We start from the raw sequence: 25796 nt of genomic DNA, 5'->3' as shown, positions 1-25796 counted from the left end.
AGTCGTTCCATTGAACAGGTATACAAAAATTATTGTTGCTATGTTTTTAATGATATTTACATTCGTATCAACATTACAACCACTTGCAGTTCAAGCAGCTACCAAGTTGGCTGACGGTGAATATTCAATTGGCTTCAAAGTTTTAAAAGATACATCAGATGAAGAATCGATGATGAATCAATATTCAGTAAGCCCGGGAACTTTAAAAGTGAAGGATGGGAAAAAGAAAGTATCCTTTACATTAACGAATAGTTCATGGATTACGAAGTTTGAAACAGAAAAAGCAGGTAAGCTAGTTGCGACAAATGTAATTAGTGAAGATAAAGAAAAAGACACAAGAGTAGTAGAATTTGATGTAGAAGATGTAGAGAAGGTATTAAATGCAAAAGTAAAAGTAGATATTGATTTTTTAAATTATCATCATGAGTACGACGTTCGTATTGCATTTGATCAAAATAGCATTACACCAATTCATGTAGAAAAACCAAATGAAAAAGAGGACCCAGCTAATAAGCCAGATCCAAATGAAACTACCGATCCAGGTCAGAAGCCCGACCAAAAGCCTGACCCAGATCAACAACCAAATTCTAACACAATTACAGATGGTGCGTACAGCATTCCATTTAAAGTGTTAAAAGATCAAACAGATGAAGAATCTAAGATGAATACTTACATGGTAAATCCAGGAGTATTAAAAGTAGAAAACGGTAAGAAAAAAGCAATTGTAACACTAAAAAGTAGCTCATTAATTAAAAATTTCCAAACGGAAAAAGATGGCGCATTTGTTGATGCAAAAGTAGTGAGTGAGGATAAGGAAAAAGATACAAGAGTAGTAGAGTTTGAAGTAAACGATTTATCTAAAAAACTAAATACAAAAGTATTTATCGAAATGGCATCAAGAAATTATAAGCAAACGCATGATGTACAACTTTTATTTGAACAAGATAAACTTGAACAAATTAAAAATGAAGAGAAACAACCAGAAGTAGAAAAACCGGAAGCAGAAAAACCAGAAGTAGAAAAACCGGAAGCAGAAAAACCAGAAGTAGAAAAACCAGAAGTAGAAAAACCAGAAGTAGAAAAACCGGAAGTAGAAAAACCAGAAGCAGAAAAACCAGATGCTGAAACAATTAAAGATGGTGAATACAGCATCAATTTTAAAGCATTAAAAGATCAAACAGACGAAATTTCAATGATGAACACATATACAAAAAGTCCAGGTGTGCTAAAAGTAAAAGATGGTAAGAAGTATGTATCATTTACGTTAACGAACAGTTCTTGGATTACAAAATTTGAATTTGAGAAAAATGGTTCGTTTGTTGATGCAAATGTAATAAGTGAAGATAAAAAAGCTGATACACGCGTAGTGGAAGTAGAAGTACCAGATTTATCGAAAAAGTTAAATGCAAAAGTAAAAGTAGATATCGATTCAATGAATTATCACCATTTTTACGATATTCAATTTGCATTTGATAAAGGTAGCATTAAGCCGTTAGATAACCAAGGAGGAAACGACAACCAAGGCGGAAATAACAACCAAGGCGGAAATAACAACCAAGGAGGAAACGACAACCAAGGAGGAAACGACAACCAAGGAGGAAACGACAACCAAGGAGGAAACGACAACCAAGGCGGAAATAACAACCAAGGAGGAAACGACAACCAAGGAGGAAACGACAACCAAGGCGGGAATGGAAACCAAGGTGGAAATAATAACCCGAAAGTAATAGTTGATCCGAAAAATTTAGTAGATGGCCAATATGATATTACATTTAAAGTATTAAAAGATAAAACAGATGAGATTTCAAAGATGAATGACTATGTTGTAAATCCAGCGAAATTAATCGTAAAAGATGGTAAAAAATACATTGAGATGACGCTGAAAAATAGTGCGTGGATTACGAAATTCCAAACGGAAAACAAGGAACTATTCGCTGATGCGAAAGTAGTAAGCGAAGATAAAAATGCAAATACGCGAGTAGTACAGTTTGAAGTAGAAGATCTATTTAAAAAATTAAACGCAAAAGTAAAGGTAGACATCGATGAGATGAACTACCATCATTTCTACGATGTACAAATTCAATTTGATACAAATAATATCGGCGCGTTAGGAACTATTAAAGAGGAACCGAAAAATGAACCGAAAAATCCAGTGACTACACCGAAAGTAGATAATGTAAAAACAGTAGGTACTCCTGATTTTAACCGAAATGCAGATGGTCAGAAGAAAAAAGAAGATACAAAAAATGATTCGAAAAAAGAGAAAAACTCAAAAACTGCAGATACAGCACAACTTGGTTTATACATGGTGTTACTGCTAGGTTCACTTGCTTTACTAGTTCGTAAATATAGAGCAGGTAGATTGTAATTTTTGGAGTCTTGATGCATGTTCGCGTGCATCAAGACTTGTTTCATATTGTATGGAAGGGAGTGGTGATTGAGAGTGAAGAAAATCGTAAGTGTACTAATGGCTATCATTTTGTTAATGAGTATAGCTGGATGCTCATCACCAAAAAAAGAAACAGCAAAGCAGGTAAAGAGTGAGAGTAAGGAGCGCGTTGTTGCAACAACAGTGGCTGTTACTGAAATTATGGATGCGTTAGAAGTAGATTTAGTCGGCGTTCCAACAAGTTCTAAAACTTTACCGAAGCGATATAAAGGTTTACCTGAAGTTGGGAATCCAATGAGTCCAGATATGGAAAAGGTAAAGTCATTAAAGCCTTCAGAAGTGTTATCTGTGACAACACTTGAATATGAATTAAAGCCAGTTTTTGATGGTGTGGGTATGAAAGCAAACTTTTTAGATTTAACGAGTTTAAAAAATATGCAAAGTTCTATTAGCGATTTAGGTAAGAAATATGGACGTGAAAAGCAGGCTGAAGCAGTAGTAACTAAGTTAGATAAAAAGGTTGCTAGCATTCAAAAGGAAGTAAAAGGAAAGAAAGAACCGACAGTGCTTATTTTATTAGGTGTGCCGGGCAGTTATTTAGTAGCAACAGAGCATTCTTATATTGGAGATTTAGTGAAACAACTAGGTGGTAAAAATATTGTGCAAGGTGAACAAGTAGAATATTTAGCTTCTAATACAGAGTATTTAAAGAAAGCTGATCCAGATATTATTTTACGAGCAGCTCATGGTATGCCTGATGAAGTTGTAAAAATGTTTGATAAAGAATTTAAAACAAATGACATTTGGAAACACTTTGCTGCGGTTAAAAATAACCGTGTTTACGATTTAGAAGAGCGTTTATTTGGAACGACAGGCAATTTAGCAGCAATTGAAGCGTTAGATGAATTGAAAAAAATGATGTATCCGTGATGCATTTTAATATAAAGGAAGAGCAGAATGAATAAAAAAACTTGGAGTTTCCTCATTGTTACTGCATTGCTCATTGTTATGACATCATTGTCAGCGATGAAAGGGAGTTTAGAAGTAGGTATTGTTGAACTTGTGCAAGGGATATTTACAGGTGGGAATGAAGATGTTGAAGTCATTAAAGATTTACGTTTCCCGCGTATTATTATTGCGCTGTTCACTGGAGCGGCTCTTGCTGTTTCAGGGGTGCTTTTTCAAGCTGTTATGAAGAATCCACTCGCTGATGCTGGGGTAATCGGTATATCTTCAGGAGCTAGTTTTATGACACTCGTTATTATTACATTGTTCCCGCAATTCTTTTTCTGGACACCCGTATTCGCCTTTTTAGGTGGTGCGTTTGCGTGTTATCTCGTTTATTCGTTTTCATGGAAGTCAGGGTTAAGCCCGCTTCGCATTATTTTAATTGGTATTGCCATTAACGCGATGTTTACTGGATTAAATGAATCATTCGTTACGATTTGTGGGTATTTTATTAAGAGTATTAAGCAAACGACGACTTCTAACATAACAATGAAGACGTGGGGCGATGTAGAAATAATGGTGACTTATGGAATGATTGGTCTTATTCTTGCTCTGTTCGTAGGAGCTTGGTGTAACTTATTATCGCTACAAGATAAGACTGCGAAAAACTTAGGCTTGCACGTGACGAGAGTTCGTCTTATTATTTCTGCCATTGCAGTACTCTTAGCGGCAGTATCAACAGCGATTGCAGGTGTTATTGCTTTTGTAGGATTACTAGTTCCGCATATTTCAAGACAATTAGTCGGTTCAGACCATAAAGTATTAATTCCATTTTCTGCTCTTGCAGGCGCGTTATTAATTTTGACGGCGGATACGATTGGAAGGTTAATTGTGCCACCTAACGAAATTCCAGCAGCAACAATTATGGCGGTTATTGGTGGTCCATTCTTAATATTCTTGCTTAGAAAGAGTGATAAAGTTCATGGAAATTAAAAATGTAACCTTTTCATACGATAACATAACAAATCGTTTAAAGTCTGTTAGTAGTGAAATAGAAATTGGGAAAATTACAACAATCATTGGCCCGAATGGATGCGGGAAATCAACATTACTTAGTGTCATGTCTAGAAATCACGTTCCTAGCAGTGGAGAAGTAATACTTGATGGGAAAGCGATTAGTGAATATAAACCGAAAGAGTTTGCTAGAAAGCTAGCAGTTGTCCATCAACAAAATGAGGCTCCAGCAGATATTACAGTGGAAAAGCTAATAAGCTTTGGGCGTATGCCATATAAAAATATTTTCTCTCCGCAAACAGATGAAGATAGAGAAGCGATAGAGCGCGCACTAGTATGTACGAATTTACAAAGTAAGCGTGATAAGCCAATCTATGCTTTATCTGGTGGAGAGAGGCAGCGAGTTTGGATCGCAATGACATTAGCTCAAAATACACCAATGCTTTTCTTAGATGAACCGACAACATATTTAGATATTTACTATCAGCTAGAAATATTAGAGTTAGTGAAAGAGTTAAATGAAGTGTATGGGTTAACGATTGTAATGGTATTACATGATATTAATCAAGCCATTCGTTATAGCGACCATATTATCGTTATGAAAGATGGAGAGATCATTACGAAAGGTAATCCTAATGATGTAATAACAGAAGAAATGGTTAAAGCAATATATGGTGTAGATGTCATTGTAAAGCAGGATGAAGATACCGGATTGTACATGGTACCTATGGGAATCTAAAGGCTGAGCATAATCCGTTTTGAGGTGATAATTTGAATAGCAAGAAAGGACGGAAAAAGAATTCTTTTTTTCAACGCATACTTACAATTGCTTTTTTAGGAATCTTTTTCTATTCAATGTATGAGTTGGGCGGGATTTTCATGGATTATTATGAAAATCGTAAAGTAATGGCTGAGGCACAACATATTTATAAAAGAAGTCCAATGGAAGAAAAATCGGAAGACGGAGAGGTACGTAAACAGTTTCAGGATCTCCAGAAAATTAATCCAGAGATAGTCGGATGGATTACGATGGATGATACACAAATTAATTATCCAATCGTTCAAGCAAAAGATAATGAGTACTATTTATTTCGTAATTATAAAGGTGAAGATATGAGAGCGGGCAGCATTTTTATGGATCATCGTAATGATGTGAAATCTCGAAATCGCAATACGATTTTATATGGTCATCGTATGAAAGACGGTTCTATGTTTGGTAGTTTAAAAAAGATGTTGGACGAAGACTTTTTCATGTCCCATCATAAATTATATTACGATACATTATTTGAAGGATACGACGTTGAAGTTTTTTCAGTATACACGACAACAACGGACTTTTATTACATTGAAACGGATTTTGAAAATGATGCAGCATATACATCGTTCTTAAAGGAAATTCAAGAAGAATCACTGTACAAAACGGATACGGAATTGACGGCTAATGATGAAATCGTAACACTTTCTACTTGTGATTATGCGCTTGATCCAGAGGCTGGAAGGCTAGTTGTACACGCAAAATTAGTAAAAAGAAATTAAAGAAAAAAGTATAGAATATGAGAAGTGATAGATAACGCTTCTCATATTCTATACTTTAAAAAAGGACTGTTCTTACTGTGCTGCAGCCATTGGCATACGTACAACTTTTACATCATAGTAAGCAATTTTATTATCAAGAATATATTCTGGCATTCCGCCTTGATGTGAGTGAGCATCTTTAAATGCAGCGCTCTTTGTCCAACCTTGGAAATCTTCTTTTGCATTCCAGCGAGTGCTAATTGTTACTTCATCATAATCAACTGTATTTTGTGTTAAAAGAACTTCTAGACCTAAAAAGCCTGGCATCGTTTCAACTTTACCTACTTTATTAAAACGCTCAATTAATTTATGCCCATTTCCCTTTGTAATTTTAGCTGTATTTGTAACAATAATCATGTTTATTCCTCCTATAAATGTAGCTATATTTTCAAGAACTCATATACATCAAATGATAATGAAAATCATTATCATTGTCAATGGTAAATGTGAAATATATAAGTTTTTTTCTATTATTTTGGACAGTGAGATTTTCATTTCAAAACGTAGTAAATATGTGGCGGTTAAGTGCGAGAATGAGCTAGTTGTACTAGCAAAGCAATAATATGGTATAGTGAAACGAGGCTGTTTTTTCAGTCTCGTTTTTCAAATGCTTCCTGTAGAGAAAGCATGCAAATGGAAAGGAAGTTATTATATGCGATTAGAAGTAACTGTAAAAATAAAACCGAAATTTATAAAAGAAATTAAAAGTGGATATCCGCTTATTTTAAAAGATGCGATTCAAAATTTAAATGATGTTCGTGAAGAAGGAACAATCATCAAAGTAGTAGATGAGAAGAACAACTTTGTCGGAAAAGGTTATTATGGAAAGCAAAATAAAGGATACGGCTGGATTTTAACGAGAAAAGAGAGTGAACAAATTAATCAATCTTTCTTTGAAAGTAAAATCAAATCTGCCTTACATAAACGAAAACAATTTTATAAATCAAGTGATACGACAGCATTCCGTGTGGTGAATGGTGAAGGTGATGGTCTTGGTGGATTAATTATCGATTACTATGACGGCTACTATGTAGTAAGTTGGTATAGTGAAGGGATTTACACTTTCAGAGATGAGATTATAGCAGCTCTTCAAAAAGTAGCAAACTTTAAAGGCATTTATGAGAAAAAGCGTTTTGATACGAAAGGGAAATACATTGAAGGTGATGATTTCGTAGCAGGAGAGCGCGGTGAGTTCCCGCTTATCGTAAAAGAGAACGGTGTGAACTTTGCGGTTTATTTAAATGATGGGGCAATGGTTGGTGTATTTTTAGATCAACGTAACGTTCGAAAACAAATTCGTGATAAATATGCAAAGGGAAGAACAGTGTTAAATATGTTCTCTTATACAGGTGCTTTCTCTGTATTTGCAGCGCTTGGCGGAGCAAGTAAAACGACGAGTGTTGACCTTGCAAATCGTAGTTTAAGTAAAACGATTGAGCAGTTTAGTGTAAATGAAGTTGATTATGAAGCACAAGATATTATTGTAGAAGATGTATTTCTTTACTTCAAATATGCAGCTAAGAAAAAGATGAAATTTGATATGGTCGTACTTGATCCTCCAAGCTTCGCCCGCTCAAAAAAATATACATTTAGTGCAGCAAAAGATTATAAAAATTTATTAAAAGAAACAATTGCTATTACAGAAAATAACGGTATTATCGTTGCTTCTACAAATTGTAGCGCATTCGATATGAAAAAGTTTAAAGGCTTTATCGATACAGCCTTTAAAGAAATGAATGGCAAATATAAAATATTAGAAGAACATTCTTTACCAGAAGATTTCCGTACCATTGATCAATTTAAAGAAGGAGACTACTTAAAAGTAGTTTTCATCGAGAAAATTAAAGGTTAATAAAGAAAAGGAGCTCGAGTTTACTTGAGCTCCTTTTCTTATTGAACGATATTTTGTACTCTACCGACTTGTCCGTCCTGCAATCGCACTTTAATGCCATGCGGATGGGAAGGGGAGTTTGTTAAAATATCTTTTACAATTCCACGTGTTAATTTGCCTGTTCGTTGATCTTGTTTTAATACAATATCAACTTCAAGACCGGGCGCGATATTAGAACGTTTTTGTCCGTTCATTTACACACCTGTACGTCTACGTTGGTTGTTTGTTTTCTTTGTTTGTTGGTTTTGTAATTTTTTCGTTTCTTGGCTTTGATTTTTTGCATTTTGACCATTTCCATTTCCTTGCTTTTTCTTAGCAAGTTGTTCGCGCATTAAATCAGCTAAGCTTACTTTTTTGTTTTCTGACATGATAAGTCTCCTTTATATAAAGTTAATTATGAACAATCGTAGTGAATTTCATCATATCATTGTTAAGGAAGGAAGGGAAGTTGGTTTGAAAATTCATATAATTGTTTCCAGTCTGTAGTAGTTACGATACAATTGGATTGTTAACGTTTGTAAAAAGGGGATAGACATATGTCACATCATATTTTATTAGTTGAAGATGATATCTCAATTCAAGAGATGGTGGAAAAGTATTTAATAAAAGAGGGTTTTCAAGTAACAATTGCGTCTGATGGAGAGGAAGGCGTGAACACATATTTAAAAGGTTCATTTGATTTGATTATCCTTGACATTATGATGCCAAAGCTAGATGGCTTAGAAGTTGTACGAATCATTCGAGAAAAAAGTGCTGTTCCGATTTTAATGATGTCGGCAAAAGATACAGATGTTGATAAAGCTGTTGGATTAGGACTTGGAGCAGATGATTACATTTGTAAGCCGTTTTCTATGATTGAATTAGCTGCACGTGTAAAAGCGGGTATTCGGAGGTCTACGAAATATTCGGCTACAGAAACAACAGAAAAGATGATTCAAATTGGTGATTTAACAATTGATCCAATTAATTTTACAGTTGAAAAAAACGGGAAGTCTCTCAAACTTACTTTAAAAGAATTTGAGATTTTAAAGCTATTCGTAAAGAACCAAAATCGTGTATTTACGAAAGCGCAAATATATACATTAGTTTGGAATGAAGAGTATTACGGTGACGATAACGTTATTAATGTTCATATGAGAAGATTGCGTGAGAAAATCGAAAGTGATCCATCTAATCCAGAATATATTAAAACGTTATGGGGCATCGGCTATAAGTTGGAAGTGATGTAATATGGTCAATTTGTTAATAGGTATTATTTTTATATTGTTATGTGTTATTTATATGCAATATAGAATGAGAAAAAATAGTAGTGAAAATTTACGATACACATATGAAAAGTTAGAAAGTATTGTAAATGACAAAACAGGCGAGACGTTACTCGTTATGACAGATGATCTAGAATTGCAAAAATTATTAGTGGCAATTAATCAATTATTAGATGCAAAACAGAAAACGAATGCAGATCATGCAAAAGTAGAAATTTCGATGAGAAAAATGCTTTCAAATATTTCGCATGACTTGAAAACACCACTAACAGTTATTCTTGGATATACAGAAATGTTAAATAAGGATAAAACGATAAATAAAGAAGAACAACAAATATTACTTGAAAAAGTGCATACGAAAACACTAGAAGTGATGGAGTTAATTCATAAGTTTTTTGACTTGGCAAAATTAGAATCTGGTGACAAAGCAATTGAAATGACAAAAGTAAATATGAATGAAGTTTGCCGCGAGAAGATTTTATCTTTTTATGATTTAGTGACGACGAAAGGTTTTCAGGTTCATATTGATATACCAGAAAGAAATATATACGCACTTGGAAATGTAGAAGTATTAGGTAGGGTATTGAATAATTTAATATCAAATGCGATTACATATGGAGACGATGGAAAGGCACTTGGTATGACGTTAAGAGATGATGAAACGAGTGTGTATATAGACGTATGGGATAAAGGAAAAGGGATTGATGAATCTCATATTGATAAAGTATTTGAGCGTATGTACACACTTGAAGATTCAAGAAATAGATTGTACCAAGGAAGCGGTCTAGGATTAACGATTACGAAACGGCTTGTGGAAGCGATGGACGGAAAAATTCACCTCTCTAGTAAACCGTATGAAAAAACAATTTTTACAATTGTATTAACAAAGATGCAATTTTAGCTTGTAGAGCAGTAGATTCTACAAGCTTTTTTTCAGCGTAAGGAATTTGTAAGAAACGGGTAAGAAAAAAGAGATTTCCGTTGTCTATTATAGAAATATAGAGTATTGCGAAAGGGGAAAGTAACATGACATATATATTAAAAACAAACCAGTTAACGAAAGTGTTTAAAGGGAAAGAAGTTATTTCCGGTGTTAACATGCATGTGAAAAAAGGAGAAATTTACGGTTTTTTAGGACCAAACGGTGCTGGTAAAACAACGATTATGAAAATGATTACAAATTTAATAAAACCGACGAGTGGTGATATTGAAATCTTCGGTGAGAAATTAACAGATACATCTTATGAAGTATTAAAAAGAATGGGGACAATTATTGAATACCCAATTTTTTATGATAAATTAACGGCGAAAGAAAACTTAGACCTGCATTGTGAATATATGGGCTACTACGATAAAAATGCAATTGACCATGCTTTACATTTAGTGAAACTACAAGGGATAGATAATAAAAAAGTAAAAGATTTTTCATTAGGAATGAAACAACGACTCGGTATTGCAAGGGCAATCGTGACAAAGCCAGAATTGCTCATTTTAGATGAACCAATTAACGGTTTAGATCCAATTGGTATTAAAGAGTTACGAGACTTATTTAAAATGCTCTGCAAAGAATACGGTATTACATTATTAGTTTCTAGTCATATTTTAGGTGAGATGGAACTAATGGCGGATACAATTGGTGTTATTCAAAATGGAAAACTAATAAAAGAAGTTTCAATGAAGAGTATTAACGGAAAACAAACAGAGTACATTGAAATCACTGTTCCTGATGTGAAACGTGCAGTTTATATTTTAGAAGATAAACTTGGTATAAAAAACTACAAAATAATGAGTGGAACCATGATTCGTGTGTATGATACGTCAGCGTCTCAGCAGGCCATTTCAAAAGCACTTATTATGAACGATGTGGAAATTGAAAGTATTAATAAGAAACATAGTTCCTTAGAAGAATATTTCTTAAATGTAATGGATGGAGAAGGTATTCATGCTTAATGGACTGTGGCTGAACCTGGTAAGTGGATTTATCGTAATGCTAATAAGTGGAATTTTATATTATAGAAAACCAGAGCGGAAATGGTTGTTCAGTGTACTAGTGATAGGAATGTTAAGCTTCGTTACTGCTGGAATTAGAATGTTAGCAGCGTAGAGACAGGTATATAAAGAATGGAGGCGTAATTTATATGTTTAAATTAATGAAGCTCGAATGGAAGAAACATAAATTATCTAGTTACTTTAAAAGTTTAGCAATTTGTATTATAGCAATTTTCGCTGCAGTAAGCCTTATGGCATTGGGAATGAAAGCCGAGGAAGACATGCTCTTCTCTGACTTCACACAGAATATGGCTTTAGTAAATATTTTTATTAGGATAACATTCATTATTTTTAGTTCGGTCATTTTATCACGTTTAGTAATTGATGAGTATAAGAATAAAACGATACAACTATCATTTATGTATCCGCTTCAAAGGAAAATGCTAATGAGTGCGAAATTAACAATTGTTTTTTGTTTTTGTTTTGTGAGTACCATTATCGCGACTTTCATTATTAGTTTGCTCGTATATTTTGTGAGTCCAATGATGGGACTGATTGAAACACCTGCTACGATAGGTGAAATAATAGCTATCGTTCCAGGTACTATTATAAGTGCATTTATGATATCTGGTATAAGTTTAATTCCTTTGTTTTTTGGAATGAGAAAGAAATCGACACCGACAACGATTACTTCGGCAGTAATAATTGGTATGCTGATTAGTGGTAACTTTGGTCCTGGAAACGGTCAAGTAAGTATGTTTGATTTTATAGCTATCCCAATCGTGCTCTGTTTATTAGGAATTTTCATTAGTTATCTATCGTTTCGTAAAATCGACAAGATCGATGTGGCGTGAAGCAAGCTTAAAACAAAAAACGAACTGGGGTATGAATGGTGAAAAAAATAATAGTAATTGCAATATTATTCATTACAATTGCTAGTGTAGTTTTTGGTATTAAGGTATTTCAGGGGAAAGATTTTAAGAAAGAAAAGTCTTTTGAGATAAATAATATAAAAGCAATAGAAGTAGACATTGAAAACTGGAATCTTGAATTTAAAAGTACAGACGCTAATAAAATAGTAATTTCCGCTCAAGGTGAACAAGCAGATAAAGAGATAGATCCCGTCAAAATAGAAAATGATGAAAATAAACTTGTGATTAAGCAAAAACAAAAGGTGAACAGATTTTTTTATGGTTTTACGTTTAGGAAGAAAAATAGTATATGTATAGCTATTCCGAAGAAAGAAATAGATAAAATTGTATTAAATAATAAATCGGGTGATGTGAAAATAAACGATATAGTAGTAAAAAGCATCGTGACAAGAGGAAAATCTGGAGATGGAATGATTACAGGACTATTGGCAGAGAAGGGTGAATTTACATCCGAAAGTGGAGATTTAATGTTAAAAGATAGTTCATTACAAGAAGTAAATATAACTTCCACTACTGGTGATAATTATGTAAAAAATGTAAAAAAAGAAAATATGAACATCACTTCAACATCTGGGGAAGTATTACTGAAAGATATGACAGAAGGAAAATCATTATTTGTAGAAACAAAATCAGGGGATATTGGCGTACGGTATAAAGGTGTCCCGGCATCATTGAAGCTTATGGCTAAAAGTAATTCGGCTGACGTAATAGTGGATTTAAAAGGATTTAAGAAAGATAAAAGTACAGAAAAAATAAAAGAAGGAACTATTGGTGATGCAAAAAACGAAGTGAAGATTTTAAGTAAAACAGGGGTCATTTATATTGATTAAGTCTTAGGAGGAGGGAGGACTATCATGTTACGTTTAATGAAGCTAGAAATGAAGAAGTTTAAGCTTGGATGGTATGTAAGGAGAGCGATTATTGCAAATATCGCTATACTGGCATTAATGATCTTTACGAGCATCGTTGCTCAAGTAGAAGGGGATCCGGAAATAAGGGATCCACAGATGATGTTGTTAACGGCTAGTACATTAGTAAGAGCAACATTTATTATTTTTGGTAGCGTGTTAATCGCAAGGTTAATAATTAGTGAATATAAAAACAAAACAATACTACTTATGTTTTCTTATCCTATTAATCGGAAGAAAATGATGATTAGTAAGTTGGTTATTACAGCAACATTAACATGTATAACAGTTATTGTATCTAACATTTTAATAGTAGGAATTTTCTTTGGGATAGATAGCTATTTTTCAATTCTTCCTAATCCATTTACAGTAGAGCAATTGACGCAAGAAGGAATAAAACTGGTTCCTTTAGCCATTGCCACTGCGGGAATAAGTTTAATCCCAATATATTTCGGAATGCGTAAACGTTCAGTGCCAGCTACAATTGTTTCGTCTCTTATCGTTGTATCAATTGCAATGAATACCAACCCAGCGTTTTCTACAGCAACTTTTCTTCCCCTTCAAATAGCACTTGCAGCAATTGGAGTTGTGATTGCATATTACGGCATTAAAAATATAGAGAAGGAAGATATAACTGTATGATAAGAATATACAAAAAAGAGTTGGCGTTACACCAACTCTTTTTTGTATATGTACGCTTCGTTACTACTCTGTAAATTTAGAGTGTGTGCTTAAATACTTTTGCACTTCTGGAGAAATGTTAAAGTTATTAGGACTTTTATATTCGATAGTAAACTCGCCGTCGGTACTTGTTTCAAAGGAGATTGCATAGCTATTCATTTTAGCATCGTAAGAAGTGTTTTTGACTTCTGCATCTAGATTAAAATATTTTGTAATATATTCTTTTGATTCCGTAATTGCTGCTTGTTTTCCCCAAGGGGTACCATAATAGGTGAAATAAAGAGATACACTAATAACTCCAATAATAGAAGTTAGTAAAATAGTTCCAATAACTATTTTTTTATTTTTTGTATTCAATTTGGTTACTCCTCTTCGTAATATGTATTCATTTTAACCTATCTTTTCCATAAAACAACCATTAAGAAAAAATAGTTTCACATGAAACAAGTTACAGAAAAAGACAAGATATGTAAACATCTTGTCTTTTTTGTCGTTACATTTTAGGAGCTTCCATTCCAGCCGCAGCCCATTCTTCTTTTGCGGGGCCATATACGCCAGGAACTGTTAAGCCAGCTTGTCGCATTAAAACCGTCATTTGTCCGCGGTGGTGATTTTGATGATTAATGAGTGTCATTAAAAATATAGAATTCGGCATAGGGCGACCAAAGAAGTCATTAATAGTAGCTAAGTCTTTATCAGTCCATTTACTTTGAAGTGTTTCAACAAAAGCCGCGTTTACTTTACGGTATTCATCTGCAATTGTTTTTGCAGAAGTTGGAACAGGATAATCTTTCGATTCTCCTTCAAACTTTAGCCCTGTGCCAGATAGTATAACAGGAATTGCCGTCACGATGTGCCAAGCAACTCTACCTAACGTCCAATGTTCAGGTGCAATTTCCTGTGATAAAGATGCATCGGTTAATGAGTCAAGCATTTTCTGAGTAGACTCTGCTTCGTATGTCCATGATTGCAAGAAGCCGTCAATAGTTTGGTACATAGTTATCCCTCCTATTTTTGTTCATAGATTAAATTCGTGAGAGATAATATAATCCCTGTTCCACAAGAAATAATTAATTAAGCATTGCTACAATATGAAAACAATTAGAAAATATTTGTAAAAGTGTCAGGAAACGAATGTGCTCATTCGTATATATAATGAATAAAGAATAGGATAAAGAGTGGTGATAAGGGTGAAGGATATAGAAATAGTAGAAGGTCTTCGGAAACAAGATATGTTAGCATTACATACAGCAATTGATCGATATGGAGATTTAATTTATAAGGTAGTTCATAGTATTTTAGATACTGCACAGAGTAAGGTGTTAGTGGATGAATGTGTTGACGATATTTTATTAATCGTTTGGTACAACATTAGTAGTTATGATGAAAATCGTGGGAAGTTTAGAAACTGGCTTATATCTGTCGCTAGGTTTAAGGCCATTGATTATAAACGAAAAAGTAATAAGTCTTATCAATTACAAGAGTTTCAGCAAGAAATATATGAAGATAGAAAAAATGTCAATTTAACAAAAGAAGAGCGAGATTATAATTTTTACGTTTTAATTAAAGAATTGAATGAAGAAGATAAGAAAATTTTTATAAAAAGGTATTTAGATGAATATAGCGTACAAGAAATAGCGCTTGAATTCGGTATGACACGAGATACGGTATATAGTAGGCTTTCAAGAGGGAGAAAGAAATTGAAGAAGCTGCTGGGGGGGAAAAGGAATGAATAAAGAAAAGTTACTTCAGGAATTAAATAACTTACAGTATAGCGATAATTGTGTAGATGATTATAGAAATGATGAGAAAATAGATAAAAAGAAAATAGATCGTACAAAAGAAGTTGTAACAAAAACAATTTTAATGAAACGTTGTTATGAGGTTGTACAAGAAGAGTTACAGGGAAGCGAAGAGATTTTATATAGTATGCTTGCCGAAAATCATCGTGTGAAAAATTGGCAGACAGGCACAGCCATGACATTAGGGATAGGCGTTCTTGCAATGAACTTCGGTATTAATAATGTGTTAATCGTTACAAATAAACGGTTGTATGTGTTTTTTATGGATCGTTATTATAATGAAGTTGATTTAAAAGTATGTGTATTGAATGAAGTAGCTTATATGAAAACAATATTAGACCGTAAAGGTGGAAGTGAGTTTCTGCATATAAAGTATAAAAATGATAACGAATACGTATTATTGGGAAATGCTGATGATTACAGAGAGTTATTTCAAATAGTAGGTAGGTTGAAAATAGCGAATGGAATAGAATTGAGATTACAAGATAGGAAATTAAAGAGAAAGTTAACTTTAAAACGAAGTGTGTTCAATATAATCATGTATTCACTTGTTATATATATTATGTACAAAGCCTATGTTAATTTTATGCCATAATAGGAAAAGACGGCTTCACATATATGAAGCCGTCTTTTAATTAACTTTCTTCCTACTCTTCCTTATCAACCATAAGAAATAAGGCGCTCCAAGTACAGCAACTTTTTCGCTGGTTTATTTAATTTTATTTCCCATTCAGTATGTTTAATTGTTATAGCTTGCTTTTTATCGTCTGTCGTAGTTACCATTTTCTCCTCTTTTTGCTGTCCACATTCAACAGGGAATCGAAGAACAACCATGAAAATACTAAGAATTTTCTTCATCTTCTGTCCCAAAATAAGTTTTTTATTCGTAATTATATTTTTAAAATTTTGATGAAAAATAACGAATTATACGGATGTTTTTATGTAAGATTAAAATCCATATGTGTATGAAGAATTTAGAAAAGGAATTTCATTTAACCAGAGAGGCGAAAGTACAAGCAAAAGGAGATAGTATCGCATGTAATAATTATTAGAATGTATGGGATAAATCTATATTTATCTCCACTGAATAGAGCTTTCGGTCTAATTTGATAAATGTTTTTTAATTTCTTACTTGTACTTATAAGATTGAATTTGAAGGAAGGGATCAACATGTCTTCATGGCTCAATAATACAAATGGATATTGTAGTTGTAATAATCGAAATGGTGTACATGTTGATTCGTGTTGTTTTAGTTGTGATGGGACAGTTCCTAAGCTTGGTCCAACAGGTCCGACGGGAGCGACAGGTTCAACAGGCTCAACAGGTCCGACGGGAGCAACAGGCCCAACGGGAGCGACGGGAGCAACAGGTTCAACGGGAGCAACAGGTTCAACGGGAGCGACAGGTTCAACAGGTCCAACGGGAGCGACAGGTTCAACAGGCTCAACAGGTCCGACGGGAGCAACGGGTTCAACAGGATCAACGGGTTCAACAGGTCCGACGGGCTCAACGGGTTCAACAGGATCAACGGGTTCAACAGGTCCAACGGGGGCGACGGGAGCAACAGGTCCGACGGGCTCAACAGGTCCGACGGGAGCAACGGGTTCAACAGGATCAACGGGTTCAACAGGTCCGACGGGCTCAACGGGTTCAACAGGATCAACGGGTTCAACAGGTCCGACGGGAGCAACAGGAATAACAGGTTCAACAGGTCCAACGGGGGCGACGGGAGCAACAGGAGCGACAGGTTCAACAGGAGCGACAGGTTCAACAGGAGCGACAGGTTCAACAGGTCCGACGGGCTCAACGGGAGCGACAGGCTCAACAGGCCCAACAGGAGCGACAGGCTCAACAGGTCCAACGGGAGCGACAGGAATAACGGGCTCAACAGGTCCGACGGGAGCAACGGGTTCAACAGGTCCAACGGGAGCGACAGGAATAACAGGAGCAACGGGTCCAACGGGAGCAACAGGTTCAACAGGTCCGACGGGAGCGACGGGTTCAACAGGTCCAACGGGAGCAACAGGCCCAACAGGTCCAACGGGAGCGACGGGTTCAACAGGTCCAACGGGAGCGACAGGAATAACAGGAGCAACGGGTCCAACAGGAGTGACAGGCCCAACGGGAGCAACAGGCTCAACAGGTCCAACGGGAACGACGGGTTCAACAGGTCTGACAGGAGCAACAGGCTCAACGGGGGCAACCGGGGCTACAGGTACAAGTATCACGGCGACATATGCATTTGCAAATAATACGTCGGGAACAGCGATATCGGTAGTTCTTGGTGGAACGAATGTCCCGCTTCCAAATAATCAAAACATCGGTCCAGGAATTACTGTTTCTGGTGGAAACACAGTATTTACGGTTGCAAATGCTGGTAATTATTATATTTCATATACAATTAATATAACGGCTTCATTATTAGTCAGTTCACGGATTACAATTAATGGAGGGGCACTTGCTGGGACGATCAATGCTCCTGCGGTAGCAACCACATCATTTAGTGCAACAATTATTACAACTCTTGCAGCAGGAGATGCTATTAGCTTGCAATTATTTGGTTTGTTAGCTGTTGCGACATTATCAACAACTACCCCAGGAGCGGTATTAACAATTATAAGATTAAGTTAATGACAAACTCTCTTACTCTTTTAAGATTAAGAGAGTTTCTACATATAATAAGAAGTTAATGAAGTAAAGCATAGTTATACAAAAGTCAGAATATTATGATTGTAACGCTATGGTGACTGTAATATAATGAAAATAACCATCATGAATGAACATTCATTTATTTTTTATGTATTTGAAGGGGGAATGAAGGTGGAAAAACCATGGTTGAAAAGTTATCCAGAGGAAATTCCGAGTACGATTTCTTATGATATTCAGCCGCTTCATAGATATGTAGAACAGATGGCTTCTCGCTACCCAGAAAAGAAAGCGCTTCACTTTTTAGGGAAGGATATTACGTTTTCGGACTTCCATGATAAGGTGAAGCGGTTTGCAAATTATCTTCAAAAGCTCGGTGTGGAAAAGGGTGATCGAGTTGCTATTATGTTGCCGAATTGTCCGCAAGCTGTAATTGGTTATTACGGTACATTACTTGCGGGAGGTATCGTAGTACAAACCAATCCACTGTATACAGAAAGGGAATTAGAATATCAGCTCCATGACTCGGGAGCAAAAGTAATTCTTTGTCTCGATTTAGTGTTTCCAAGAGTAACGAATGTTCAATCTGCTACAAAAATTGAGCATATTATCGTAACTCGTATTGCAGACTTTTTACCATTCCCTAAAAATCTATTGTATCCATTTGTGCAGAAAAAACAGTCGAATTTAGTTGTGAAAGTATCAGAGAGTGAAACGATTCATCTTTGGAATTCAGTAGAAAAAGAAGTGAATACGAATGTTGAGGTGCCTTGTGATCCTGAAAATGATCTAGCTCTTTTACAGTACACAGGAGGAACAACCGGATTTCCGAAAGGAGTTATGTTAACGCATAAAAACCTCGTCTCTAACACGTTAATGGGAGTTCAATGGTTATATAATTGCAAAGAAGGAGAAGAAGTTGTTCTTGGGGTTCTTCCATTTTTCCATGTTTATGGTATGACAGCTGTTATGAATTTAAGTATTATGCAAGGATACAAAATGGTCCTTATTCCAAAGTTTGATATGAAAATGGTTTTTGAAGCGATTAAGAAGCATAAAGTGACATTGTTTCCAGGGGCACCAACTATTTATATCGCTCTTTTAAATAGTCCGCTTTTAAAAGAATACGATATTTCTTCTATTCGTGCTTGTATTAGTGGATCAGCACCACTGCCAGTAGAAGTACAGGAAAAGTTCGAAAAAGTTACAGGTGGTAAACTAGTAGAGGGATATGGTTTAACAGAATCCTCTCCGGTTACACATAGTAATTTTTTATGGGAAAAGCGAGTGCCAGGTAGCATCGGAGTTCCGTGGCCAGATACAGAAGCAATCATTATGTCGCTTGAAACTGGTGAGGCATTACCGCCAGGAGAAATAGGTGAAATTGTAGTGAAAGGCCCTCAAATTATGAAAGGATATTGGAATAAGCCAGAGGAAACAGCGGCTGTATTGCAAGATGGCTGGCTCCATACAGGTGATGTTGGCTACATGGATGAAGATGGATTCTTCTATGTAAAAGATCGCAAGAAAGATATGATTGTCGCGAGTGGATTTAATGTGTATCCTCGTGAAGTTGAAGAAGTATTATATGAGCATGAAAAAGTGCAAGAAGTAGTGACAATTGGAGTTCCAGATCCGTACCGAGGAGAGACAGTTAAAGCATTTGTTGTGTTAAAAGAAGGTACGGAATGCTCTGAGGAAGAATTAAATCAGTTTGCACGTAAATATTTAGCGGCTTATAAAGTTCCGAAAGTATATGAGTTTAGAGATGAATTGCCGAAAACGACAGTAGGGAAAATTTTGCGCCGTGTTCTAATAGATGAAGAGAAGAGAAAGAATGAGGATGAGCAAACGGGCTAAGGCCCTTTCTTTTTGAAAAAATAGGATTGACACTTTTCTAAATAGTCAGTATTATAAGAATATGAATGACTATTCATTCAGTCATCTTCTTGAAGGGGACAGTAAAGTGAAGAAAAATAGACCGAAATACAATCAAATTATTGATGCGGCAGTCATTGTGATTGCGGAGAATGGGTACCACCAAGCGCAAGTTTCTAAAATCGCAAAGCAAGCTGGGGTAGCTGATGGCACGATTTATTTATATTTTAAAAATAAAGAAGATATATTAATATCCTTATTCCAAGAGAAGATGGGAGAATTTGTCGAAACAATTCGTCAAAAAACAGCAGGAATTGAAAGCGCTGTATCGAAGTTATTCATGTTGGTAGAAACGCACTTCTTGCTGTTGTCGCAAAATGATCCGCTTGCTATCGTTACGCAATTAGAGCTAAGGCAGTCCAATCAAGACTTGCGCCTTAAAATAAATGAAGTATTAAAAGGCTACTTACAAGTTATGGATGAGATTTTAGAGACTGGTATAAAACAAGGTGAATTTCAAGCAGATTTAAATGTTCGCGTGGCAAGACAAATGATTTTTGGAACAGTAGATGAAGTTGTGACCAATTGGGTAATGAGCGATCATAAGTATGATCTGGTCGCACTTTCAAAAACGGTACACGGGCTACTTATTGCAGCTTGTGGTTATCGTCAATAATGGGAGGGATCATGTTGAAATTCCTATCTGTAAGAGTTGAAGATCATATCGCGGTGGCGACGTTAAATCACGCACCAGCGAATGCGATGTCTTCACAAGTTATGCATGACGTTACTGAATTAATTGATCAAGTGGAAAAGGATGATAACATTCGTGTTGTTGTTATTCACGGTGAAGGACGTTTCTTCTCAGCAGGAGCAGATATTAAAGAATTTACATCTGTTACTGAAGCGAAGCAAGCAACAGAATTAGCACAGCTTGGACAAGTTACGTTTGAGCGTGTTGAAAAATGTTCAAAACCAGTTATTGCGGCAATTCATGGAGCGGCACTGGGCGGCGGCCTTGAGTTTGCTATGTCTTGCCACATGCGCTTTGCAACTGAAAGTGCAAAACTTGGTTTACCTGAATTAACACTTGGATTAATTCCTGGCTTTGCAGGTACACAGCGCTTACCACGTTATGTTGGGAAAGCGAAAGCTTGTGAAATGATGTTAACAAGTACACCAATTACTGGTGCAGAAGCATTAAAGTGGGGACTTGTTAACGGATTGTTCTCTGAAGAATCATTTTTAGATGATACGCTTAAAGTTGCAAAACAAATTGCTGGAAAAAGTCCAGCAACAACTCGTGCTGTACTAGAGTTATTGCAAACGACAAAATCGTCTCATTACTATGAAGGTGTACAACGTGAATCACAAATTTTTGGTGAAGTATTTACGAGTGAAGATGGAAGAGAAGGTGTAGCCGCATTTTTAGAAAAGCGTAAACCTTCATTTAGTGGCAGGTAGTTCAATTATTTTTTTAATATAAATTAACAGAAAATTAAAATTGATAGAATCTTTCTGAAAAACAAGGGGGTAAATGGAATGAACATCTACGTACTCATGAAACGAACATTTGATACAGAAGAAAAAATCGTAATTAAAAACGGTGCAATTTACGATGGCGAAGCGGAATTCATCATCAACCCTTACGATGAATATGCAATTGAAGAAGCAATTCAAGTAAGAGACGCACAAGGTGGAGAAGTTACAGTTGTAACAGTCGGTGGCGAAGATAGTGAGAAAGAACTTCGTACTGCATTAGCAATGGGCTGTGATAAAGCGGTATTAATTAATATTGAAGATGATGTAGAAAATGGTGACCAGTTCACGACAGCAAAAGTACTTGCTGAGTATTTAAAAGATAAAGATGCAGATTTAATTTTAGGCGGAAACGTTGCAATTGATGGTGCATCTGGACAAGTAGGGCCACGCGTAGCTGAAGCGTTAAATATTCCATATGTAACGACAATTACAAAACTTGAAATTGACGGTACAAATGTGAAGATTGAGCGTGATGTTGAAGGTGATACAGAAGTGATTGCAACTTCATTACCAGTTTTAGTAACAGCACAGCAAGGTTTAAATGAACCTCGTTACCCATCGCTTCCAGGTATTATGAAAGCGAAGAAAAAGCCACTAGAAGAATTAGAATTAGATGATTTAGATTTAGAAGAAGATGATGTGGAAGCAAAGACAAAAACAATTGAAATCTATTTGCCTCCTAAGAAAGATGCAGGAAAAGTGTTACAAGGCGAGCTGCAAGATCAAGTAAAAGAACTTGTATCGTTGCTCCATACAGAAGCGAAAGTAATCTAATAAAATACGAAATTATATATGCAGGAGGGAAAATCTATGGCTCGTAAAGTATTAGTAATGGGTGAAGTTCGTGATGGATCGCTACGTAACGTTTCGTTTGAAGCGGTAGCAGCAGCAAAAACAATTGCAGAAGGCGGTGAAGTAGTAGGTCTTCTAATTGGAGACAGCGTTGCCTCTTTTGCAAATGAATTGATTCATTACGGTGCAGATCGCGTTGTGACAGTTGAAAATGATAAATTAAAATCATATACATCTGATGGTTATGCACAAGCGTTTTTAGCTGTACATGCTGAAGAAAATCCAGAAGGTATTGTCTTTGGACATACGGCACTTGGTAAAGATTTATCACCAAAATTAGCAGCGAAGCTTGAAGCTGGTTTAGTTTCTGACGTAACTGCTTTAGAGGTTGAAGGTGGAAATGTTATCTTCACTCGTCCAATTTACTCTGGTAAAGCATTCGAGAAGAAGATTGTAACAGACGGCATCTTATTTGCGACAGTGCGTCCAAATAACATTGCAACTCTGGAAAAAGATGAGTCTCGCAGCGGTGACGTATCTTCTATTACAGTTGATGTGAAAGATTTACGTACAATTATTCAAGATGTTGTCCGTAAAACAGCAGAAGGTGTGGATCTTTCTGAAGCGAAAGTTATTATCGCTGGCGGACGCGGTGTGAAGAGTGAAGAAGGATTTAAACCATTAAAAGAGTTAGCTGACGTACTAGGCGGCGCTGTTGGGGCATCTCGTGGTGCTTGTGACGCTGAATACTGTGAGTACTCATTACAAATTGGTCAAACTGGTAAAGTTGTTACGCCAGACTTATACATTGCATGTGGTATTTCTGGTGCGATTCAGCATTTAGCAGGTATGTCTAACTCAAAAATAATCGTTGCGATTAATAAAGATCCAGAAGCAAGTATCTTCAAAGTAGCTGACTACGGTATTGTTGGTGACTTGTTCGAAGTTGTACCTCTTTTAACAGAAGAGTTTAAAAAGTTAAAAGTACATTCATGATTTAAGTACCCTTGAGTTCCAAGTGAAGTACCCCTATATATAGAAAAAGGTGAGAGATCCCCTGTCTCTCATCTTTTTAGTATTTAATCCATATTTTTATATAGTATAAAGGAACATTTTTTTGTTACAATACATAACGATACATATTATTCGCCACGTATATAAGTTAATGATATACTCTTGGTAGAATATACTTGAAGGAGGAAATAAAATGGCAATTGTAAACGCAAATGACCAAAGCTTCGCAGCTGAAACTAGCGAAGGTGTTGTATTATTAGATTTCTGGGCACCTTGGTGTGGACCTTGTAAAATGATCGCTCCTGTATTAGAGGAGATCGATGCAGAACTAGGCGAAAAAGTAAAAGTAGTAAAAGTAGATGTTGATGAGAACCAAGAAACTGCTCGTCAATTCGAAGTAATGAGCATTCCAGCTCTTTTCGTATTAAAAGACGGTAAAGTAGTTGATCAAACGTTAGGTTACAAACCGAAAGAAGCGTTAGTAGAATTAGTTTCTAAACATTTCTAAAATAAAAAAAGCTACCAGTTGGTAGCTTTTTTTATTTTCTTTTTTACAGTCTTTCCGTTACAATAAAAGAACGTATGTTGGGTGTTTGAGCATAGTATGTTTTCAAGGGAAAATAAAAATGCTAAGTATGTAGAAATGGAGGGAGACGAGTGCACGAACATTTGAAAGAGAAGTTGGCTATTTTACCAGATCAACCTGGTTGTTATTTGATGAAAGATAAGCAAGGAACGGTTATATATGTTGGAAAGGCAAAAGTGCTTAAAAATCGTGTGCGCTCGTACTTTACTGGTTCACATGATGGGAAAACACTGCGGCTTGTAGGAGAAATTGTTGATTTTGAATATATTGTAACCTCTTCGAATTTAGAAGCACTTATTTTAGAGTTAAATCTAATTAAAAAATATGATCCGAAATATAATATTCAATTAAAAGATGATAAAACATATCCTTTTATTAAAATTACGGCGGAGAAGCAACCGCGCTTACTCATTACTCGAAATGTAAAAAAGGATAAAGGAAAGTATTTTGGTCCTTATCCAAATGCACAATCTGCTCATGAAACGAAAAAATTGCTAGATCGTATGTATCCACTGCGGAAATGTACGAATATGCCAGATAAAGTTTGTTTGTATTATCATATGGGTCAATGCTTAGCGCCGTGTGTGAAAGAAGTGACGGAAGAACAAAATAAAGAAATTGTAGATGAAATTATTAAGTTTTTAAATGGTGGACATAAAGAAGTTCGTTCAGAATTAGAAGTAAAAATGTATGAGGCCTCAGAGAAACTAGAGTTTGAACGTGCAAAAGAGTTGCGTGATCAAATTGCTCATATTGATGCGATTATGGAAAAACAAAAGATGATTATGAGTGACTTAGTCGATCGTGATGTGTTTGGATATGCAGTGGATAAAGGATGGATGTGTGTTCAAGTTTTCTTCGTTCGAAAAGGAAAGCTAATTGAACGTGATGTTTCTATGTTTCCAATTTACGATGAACCAGAAGAGGGCTTTTTAACGTTTATCGGCCAATTTTATGAAAACAGTAGTCATTTTAAGCCTAAGGAAATTGTCGTTCCAGGAAGTATAGACTCGGAATTAGTAGAGCGCTTTTTAGAAGTAGAAGCGACACAGCCGAAACGTGGTAAGAAAAAAGACCTTGTAGAATTAGCAAATAAAAACGCGAAAATTGCTCTTGAAGAGAAGTTTTACTTAATTGAACGTGATGAAGAACGAACGATTAAAGCAGTAGATCATTTAGGGAAGCAGCTTGGGATTGAAACGCCGTATCGTATTGAAGCGTTTGATAACTCAAATATTCAAGGAACAAATCCTGTTTCTGCAATGATTGCTTTTATCGATGGGAAACCGGCGAAGAAAGAGTATCGAAAATATAAAATTAAAACGGTTCAAGGACCAGACGATTATGAGTCTATGAGAGAAGTTGTGAGGCGCCGTTATACAAGGGCCCTTAAAGAAAATTCACCTTTACCTGATTTGATTATTATTGATGGAGGAAAAGGCCATCTAGCGGCTGCAAGTGATATTCTAGAGAATGAGCTCGGATTATATATTCCGATGGCAGGTCTTGTGAAAGATGATAAACATAAAACCTCCCATTTAATTATTGGGGACCCACCGGAACCTGTGATGCTTGAGAGAAATAGCCAAGAATTTTATTTATTGCAGCGTATTCAAGATGAGGTGCATCGATTTGCGATTACATTCCATCGTCAATTACATGGGAAATCTGTCATTCAATCAGCATTGGATGACATTCCAGGAATAGGTGATAAACGGAAAAAGGTATTGTTAAAACATTTTGGTTCATTAAAGAAGATGAAAGAAGCTTCTATAGAGGAATTTGTCGAAGCGGGTATGCCGAAAAATGTCGCGGAGACGATTTATACGTATTTAACAGATAAGAAGACGTTGTAGTTTACAACGTCTTCTGTTTTTTGGTATAATTTCTGAAGATTTAAAATAAATGCATCTGAATGAAAATACAAAAAAGTCAACTAAACTG

29 protein-coding genes are annotated in these 25796 nt (G+C 35.6%); 23 read left to right on the top strand and 6 right to left on the bottom strand.

From position 1 onward, the window contains the following. The first annotated feature begins 10 nt into the window (after positions 1-10). The 5 genes from ACUXVC_RS22830 to srtB all read left to right on the top strand — a co-directional run bounded on the left by ACUXVC_RS22830 (position 11) and on the right by srtB (position 5887). A complete protein-coding gene (locus ACUXVC_RS22830; protein WP_446025839.1) occupies positions 11-2368 on the top strand; it encodes an NEAT domain-containing protein in 2358 nt (785 codons plus the stop codon). Between the two features lie 69 nt (positions 2369-2437). Further along, positions 2438-3319, top strand: coding sequence for a heme ABC transporter substrate-binding protein IsdE (isdE, locus tag ACUXVC_RS22825; protein WP_001264109.1), 882 nt, complete (start codon positions 2438-2440; stop codon positions 3317-3319). A 27-nt stretch (positions 3320-3346) separates the two neighbouring features. Beyond that, entirely contained in the window at positions 3347-4330 is a 984-nt protein-coding gene (locus ACUXVC_RS22820) for a FecCD family ABC transporter permease (RefSeq protein ID WP_144465104.1), read from the top strand. After that, positions 4320-5090, top strand: coding sequence for an ABC transporter ATP-binding protein (locus ACUXVC_RS22815; protein WP_097920310.1), 771 nt, complete (start codon positions 4320-4322; stop codon positions 5088-5090). The genes ACUXVC_RS22820 and ACUXVC_RS22815 overlap by 11 nt, the downstream gene beginning before the upstream one ends. Before the next feature lie 32 nt (positions 5091-5122). Continuing rightward, positions 5123-5887: a class B sortase gene (srtB, locus tag ACUXVC_RS22810; protein WP_144465103.1), complete on the top strand. Its 765-nt coding sequence runs from the start codon at positions 5123-5125 to the stop codon at positions 5885-5887. A gap of 72 nt (positions 5888-5959) precedes the next feature. Here srtB and isdG read toward each other — a convergent pair whose 3' ends face one another. Beyond that, on the bottom strand, positions 5960-6283 hold the full coding sequence (gene isdG, locus ACUXVC_RS22805) for a heme oxygenase (protein WP_000587818.1): 324 nt from the start codon (positions 6281-6283) through the stop codon (positions 5960-5962). A gap of 295 nt (positions 6284-6578) precedes the next feature. Here isdG and ACUXVC_RS22800 point away from each other — a divergent pair, with 295 nt between their 5' ends. Further along, on the top strand, positions 6579-7778 hold the full coding sequence (locus tag ACUXVC_RS22800; RefSeq protein ID WP_001235507.1) for a class I SAM-dependent rRNA methyltransferase: 1200 nt from the start codon (positions 6579-6581) through the stop codon (positions 7776-7778). Positions 7779-7816: 38 nt separating this feature from the next. Here the strand turns inward: ACUXVC_RS22800 and ACUXVC_RS22795 are convergent, their stop codons facing one another. Both ACUXVC_RS22795 and ACUXVC_RS22790 read right to left on the bottom strand, forming a co-directional pair. Next, a complete protein-coding gene (locus ACUXVC_RS22795; protein WP_001014310.1) occupies positions 7817-8011 on the bottom strand; it encodes a YwbE family protein in 195 nt (64 codons plus the stop codon). Next, entirely contained in the window at positions 8012-8185 is a 174-nt protein-coding gene (locus ACUXVC_RS22790) for a hypothetical protein (RefSeq protein WP_001293578.1), read from the bottom strand. Between the two features lie 168 nt (positions 8186-8353). Between ACUXVC_RS22790 and ACUXVC_RS22785 the strand changes: the two genes are divergently transcribed. The 7 genes from ACUXVC_RS22785 (at position 8354) to ACUXVC_RS22755 (ending at position 13553) form a co-directional block, all read left to right on the top strand. Next, positions 8354-9046 carry a response regulator transcription factor gene (locus tag ACUXVC_RS22785; RefSeq protein WP_000018035.1) on the top strand — a complete coding sequence of 231 codons (693 nt, stop codon included), beginning with the start codon at positions 8354-8356 and terminating at the stop codon, positions 9044-9046. Position 9047: 1 nt separating this feature from the next. Continuing rightward, entirely contained in the window at positions 9048-9983 is a 936-nt protein-coding gene (locus ACUXVC_RS22780) for a HAMP domain-containing histidine kinase (RefSeq protein ID WP_144465102.1), read from the top strand. Positions 9984-10108: 125 nt separating this feature from the next. Next, positions 10109-11032, top strand: coding sequence for an ABC transporter ATP-binding protein (locus ACUXVC_RS22775; protein WP_088024405.1), 924 nt, complete (start codon positions 10109-10111; stop codon positions 11030-11032). Further along, positions 11025-11186, top strand: coding sequence for a hypothetical protein (locus ACUXVC_RS22770; protein WP_075719099.1), 162 nt, complete (start codon positions 11025-11027; stop codon positions 11184-11186). The genes ACUXVC_RS22775 and ACUXVC_RS22770 overlap by 8 nt, the downstream gene beginning before the upstream one ends. Before the next feature lie 34 nt (positions 11187-11220). After that, positions 11221-11925, top strand: a complete 705-nt coding sequence (locus ACUXVC_RS22765; RefSeq protein WP_095690163.1) for an ABC transporter permease — start codon at positions 11221-11223, stop codon at positions 11923-11925. 35 nt (positions 11926-11960) lie between these two features. Beyond that, the gene (locus tag ACUXVC_RS22760) at positions 11961-12833 is read left to right on the top strand and encodes a DUF4097 family beta strand repeat-containing protein (protein WP_144465101.1); all 873 of its coding nucleotides are present in this window, start codon (positions 11961-11963) and stop codon (positions 12831-12833) included. A 24-nt stretch (positions 12834-12857) separates the two neighbouring features. Then, positions 12858-13553, top strand: a complete 696-nt coding sequence (locus ACUXVC_RS22755; RefSeq protein WP_095690164.1) for an ABC transporter permease — start codon at positions 12858-12860, stop codon at positions 13551-13553. A gap of 63 nt (positions 13554-13616) precedes the next feature. Here ACUXVC_RS22755 and ACUXVC_RS22750 read toward each other — a convergent pair whose 3' ends face one another. Together ACUXVC_RS22750 and ACUXVC_RS22745 are read right to left on the bottom strand one after the other, a co-directional pair. Beyond that, entirely contained in the window at positions 13617-13949 is a 333-nt protein-coding gene (locus tag ACUXVC_RS22750) for a YfjL-like protein (protein ID WP_095690165.1), read from the bottom strand. Positions 13950-14085: 136 nt separating this feature from the next. Further along, on the bottom strand, positions 14086-14589 hold the full coding sequence (locus ACUXVC_RS22745; RefSeq protein WP_000284950.1) for a DinB family protein: 504 nt from the start codon (positions 14587-14589) through the stop codon (positions 14086-14088). Between the two features lie 235 nt (positions 14590-14824). Between ACUXVC_RS22745 and ACUXVC_RS22740 the strand changes: the two genes are divergently transcribed. Both ACUXVC_RS22740 and ACUXVC_RS22735 read left to right on the top strand, forming a co-directional pair. After that, positions 14825-15328, top strand: a complete 504-nt coding sequence (locus ACUXVC_RS22740; protein WP_206702468.1) for a sigma-70 family RNA polymerase sigma factor — start codon at positions 14825-14827, stop codon at positions 15326-15328. After that, positions 15321-15989: a septation ring formation regulator EzrA gene (locus ACUXVC_RS22735; RefSeq protein ID WP_144465100.1), complete on the top strand. Its 669-nt coding sequence runs from the start codon at positions 15321-15323 to the stop codon at positions 15987-15989. The genes ACUXVC_RS22740 and ACUXVC_RS22735 overlap by 8 nt, the downstream gene beginning before the upstream one ends. A 65-nt stretch (positions 15990-16054) precedes the next feature. Here ACUXVC_RS22735 and ACUXVC_RS22730 read toward each other — a convergent pair whose 3' ends face one another. Then, positions 16055-16252: a hypothetical protein gene (locus ACUXVC_RS22730; RefSeq protein WP_089171814.1), complete on the bottom strand. Its 198-nt coding sequence runs from the start codon at positions 16250-16252 to the stop codon at positions 16055-16057. Between the two features lie 312 nt (positions 16253-16564). Here ACUXVC_RS22730 and ACUXVC_RS22725 point away from each other — a divergent pair, with 312 nt between their 5' ends. The 8 genes from ACUXVC_RS22725 (at position 16565) to uvrC (ending at position 25708) form a co-directional block, all read left to right on the top strand. After that, positions 16565-18025: a BclA C-terminal domain-containing protein gene (locus tag ACUXVC_RS22725; protein ID WP_446025838.1), complete on the top strand. Its 1461-nt coding sequence runs from the start codon at positions 16565-16567 to the stop codon at positions 18023-18025. Positions 18026-18214: 189 nt separating this feature from the next. Then, a complete protein-coding gene (locus tag ACUXVC_RS22720; RefSeq protein WP_000414744.1) occupies positions 18215-19900 on the top strand; it encodes a long-chain-fatty-acid--CoA ligase in 1686 nt (561 codons plus the stop codon). 106 nt (positions 19901-20006) lie between these two features. Continuing rightward, positions 20007-20594 carry a TetR/AcrR family transcriptional regulator gene (locus ACUXVC_RS22715; RefSeq protein WP_000742223.1) on the top strand — a complete coding sequence of 196 codons (588 nt, stop codon included), beginning with the start codon at positions 20007-20009 and terminating at the stop codon, positions 20592-20594. 11 nt (positions 20595-20605) lie between these two features. Further along, positions 20606-21382: an enoyl-CoA hydratase gene (locus tag ACUXVC_RS22710; RefSeq protein WP_000911291.1), complete on the top strand. Its 777-nt coding sequence runs from the start codon at positions 20606-20608 to the stop codon at positions 21380-21382. Between the two features lie 78 nt (positions 21383-21460). Next, entirely contained in the window at positions 21461-22234 is a 774-nt protein-coding gene (gene etfB, locus ACUXVC_RS22705) for an electron transfer flavoprotein subunit beta (RefSeq protein WP_001029028.1), read from the top strand. A 36-nt stretch (positions 22235-22270) separates the two neighbouring features. Continuing rightward, on the top strand, positions 22271-23248 hold the full coding sequence (gene etfA, locus ACUXVC_RS22700) for an electron transfer flavoprotein subunit alpha (RefSeq protein WP_000101946.1): 978 nt from the start codon (positions 22271-22273) through the stop codon (positions 23246-23248). A gap of 211 nt (positions 23249-23459) precedes the next feature. Continuing rightward, positions 23460-23774, top strand: a complete 315-nt coding sequence (gene trxA, locus ACUXVC_RS22695; protein ID WP_001018944.1) for a thioredoxin — start codon at positions 23460-23462, stop codon at positions 23772-23774. 149 nt (positions 23775-23923) lie between these two features. Then, positions 23924-25708 (top strand): excinuclease ABC subunit C, encoded by a 1785-nt coding sequence (uvrC, locus tag ACUXVC_RS22690; RefSeq protein ID WP_000544300.1) that lies wholly within the window; start codon positions 23924-23926, stop codon positions 25706-25708. Positions 25709-25796 lie beyond the last annotated feature (88 nt).

This window comes from Bacillus sp. N6, assembly GCF_052805735.1.
Note: the sequence above shows the minus strand (reverse complement) of the source record. Positions and strands in the feature narration are given on the sequence as shown.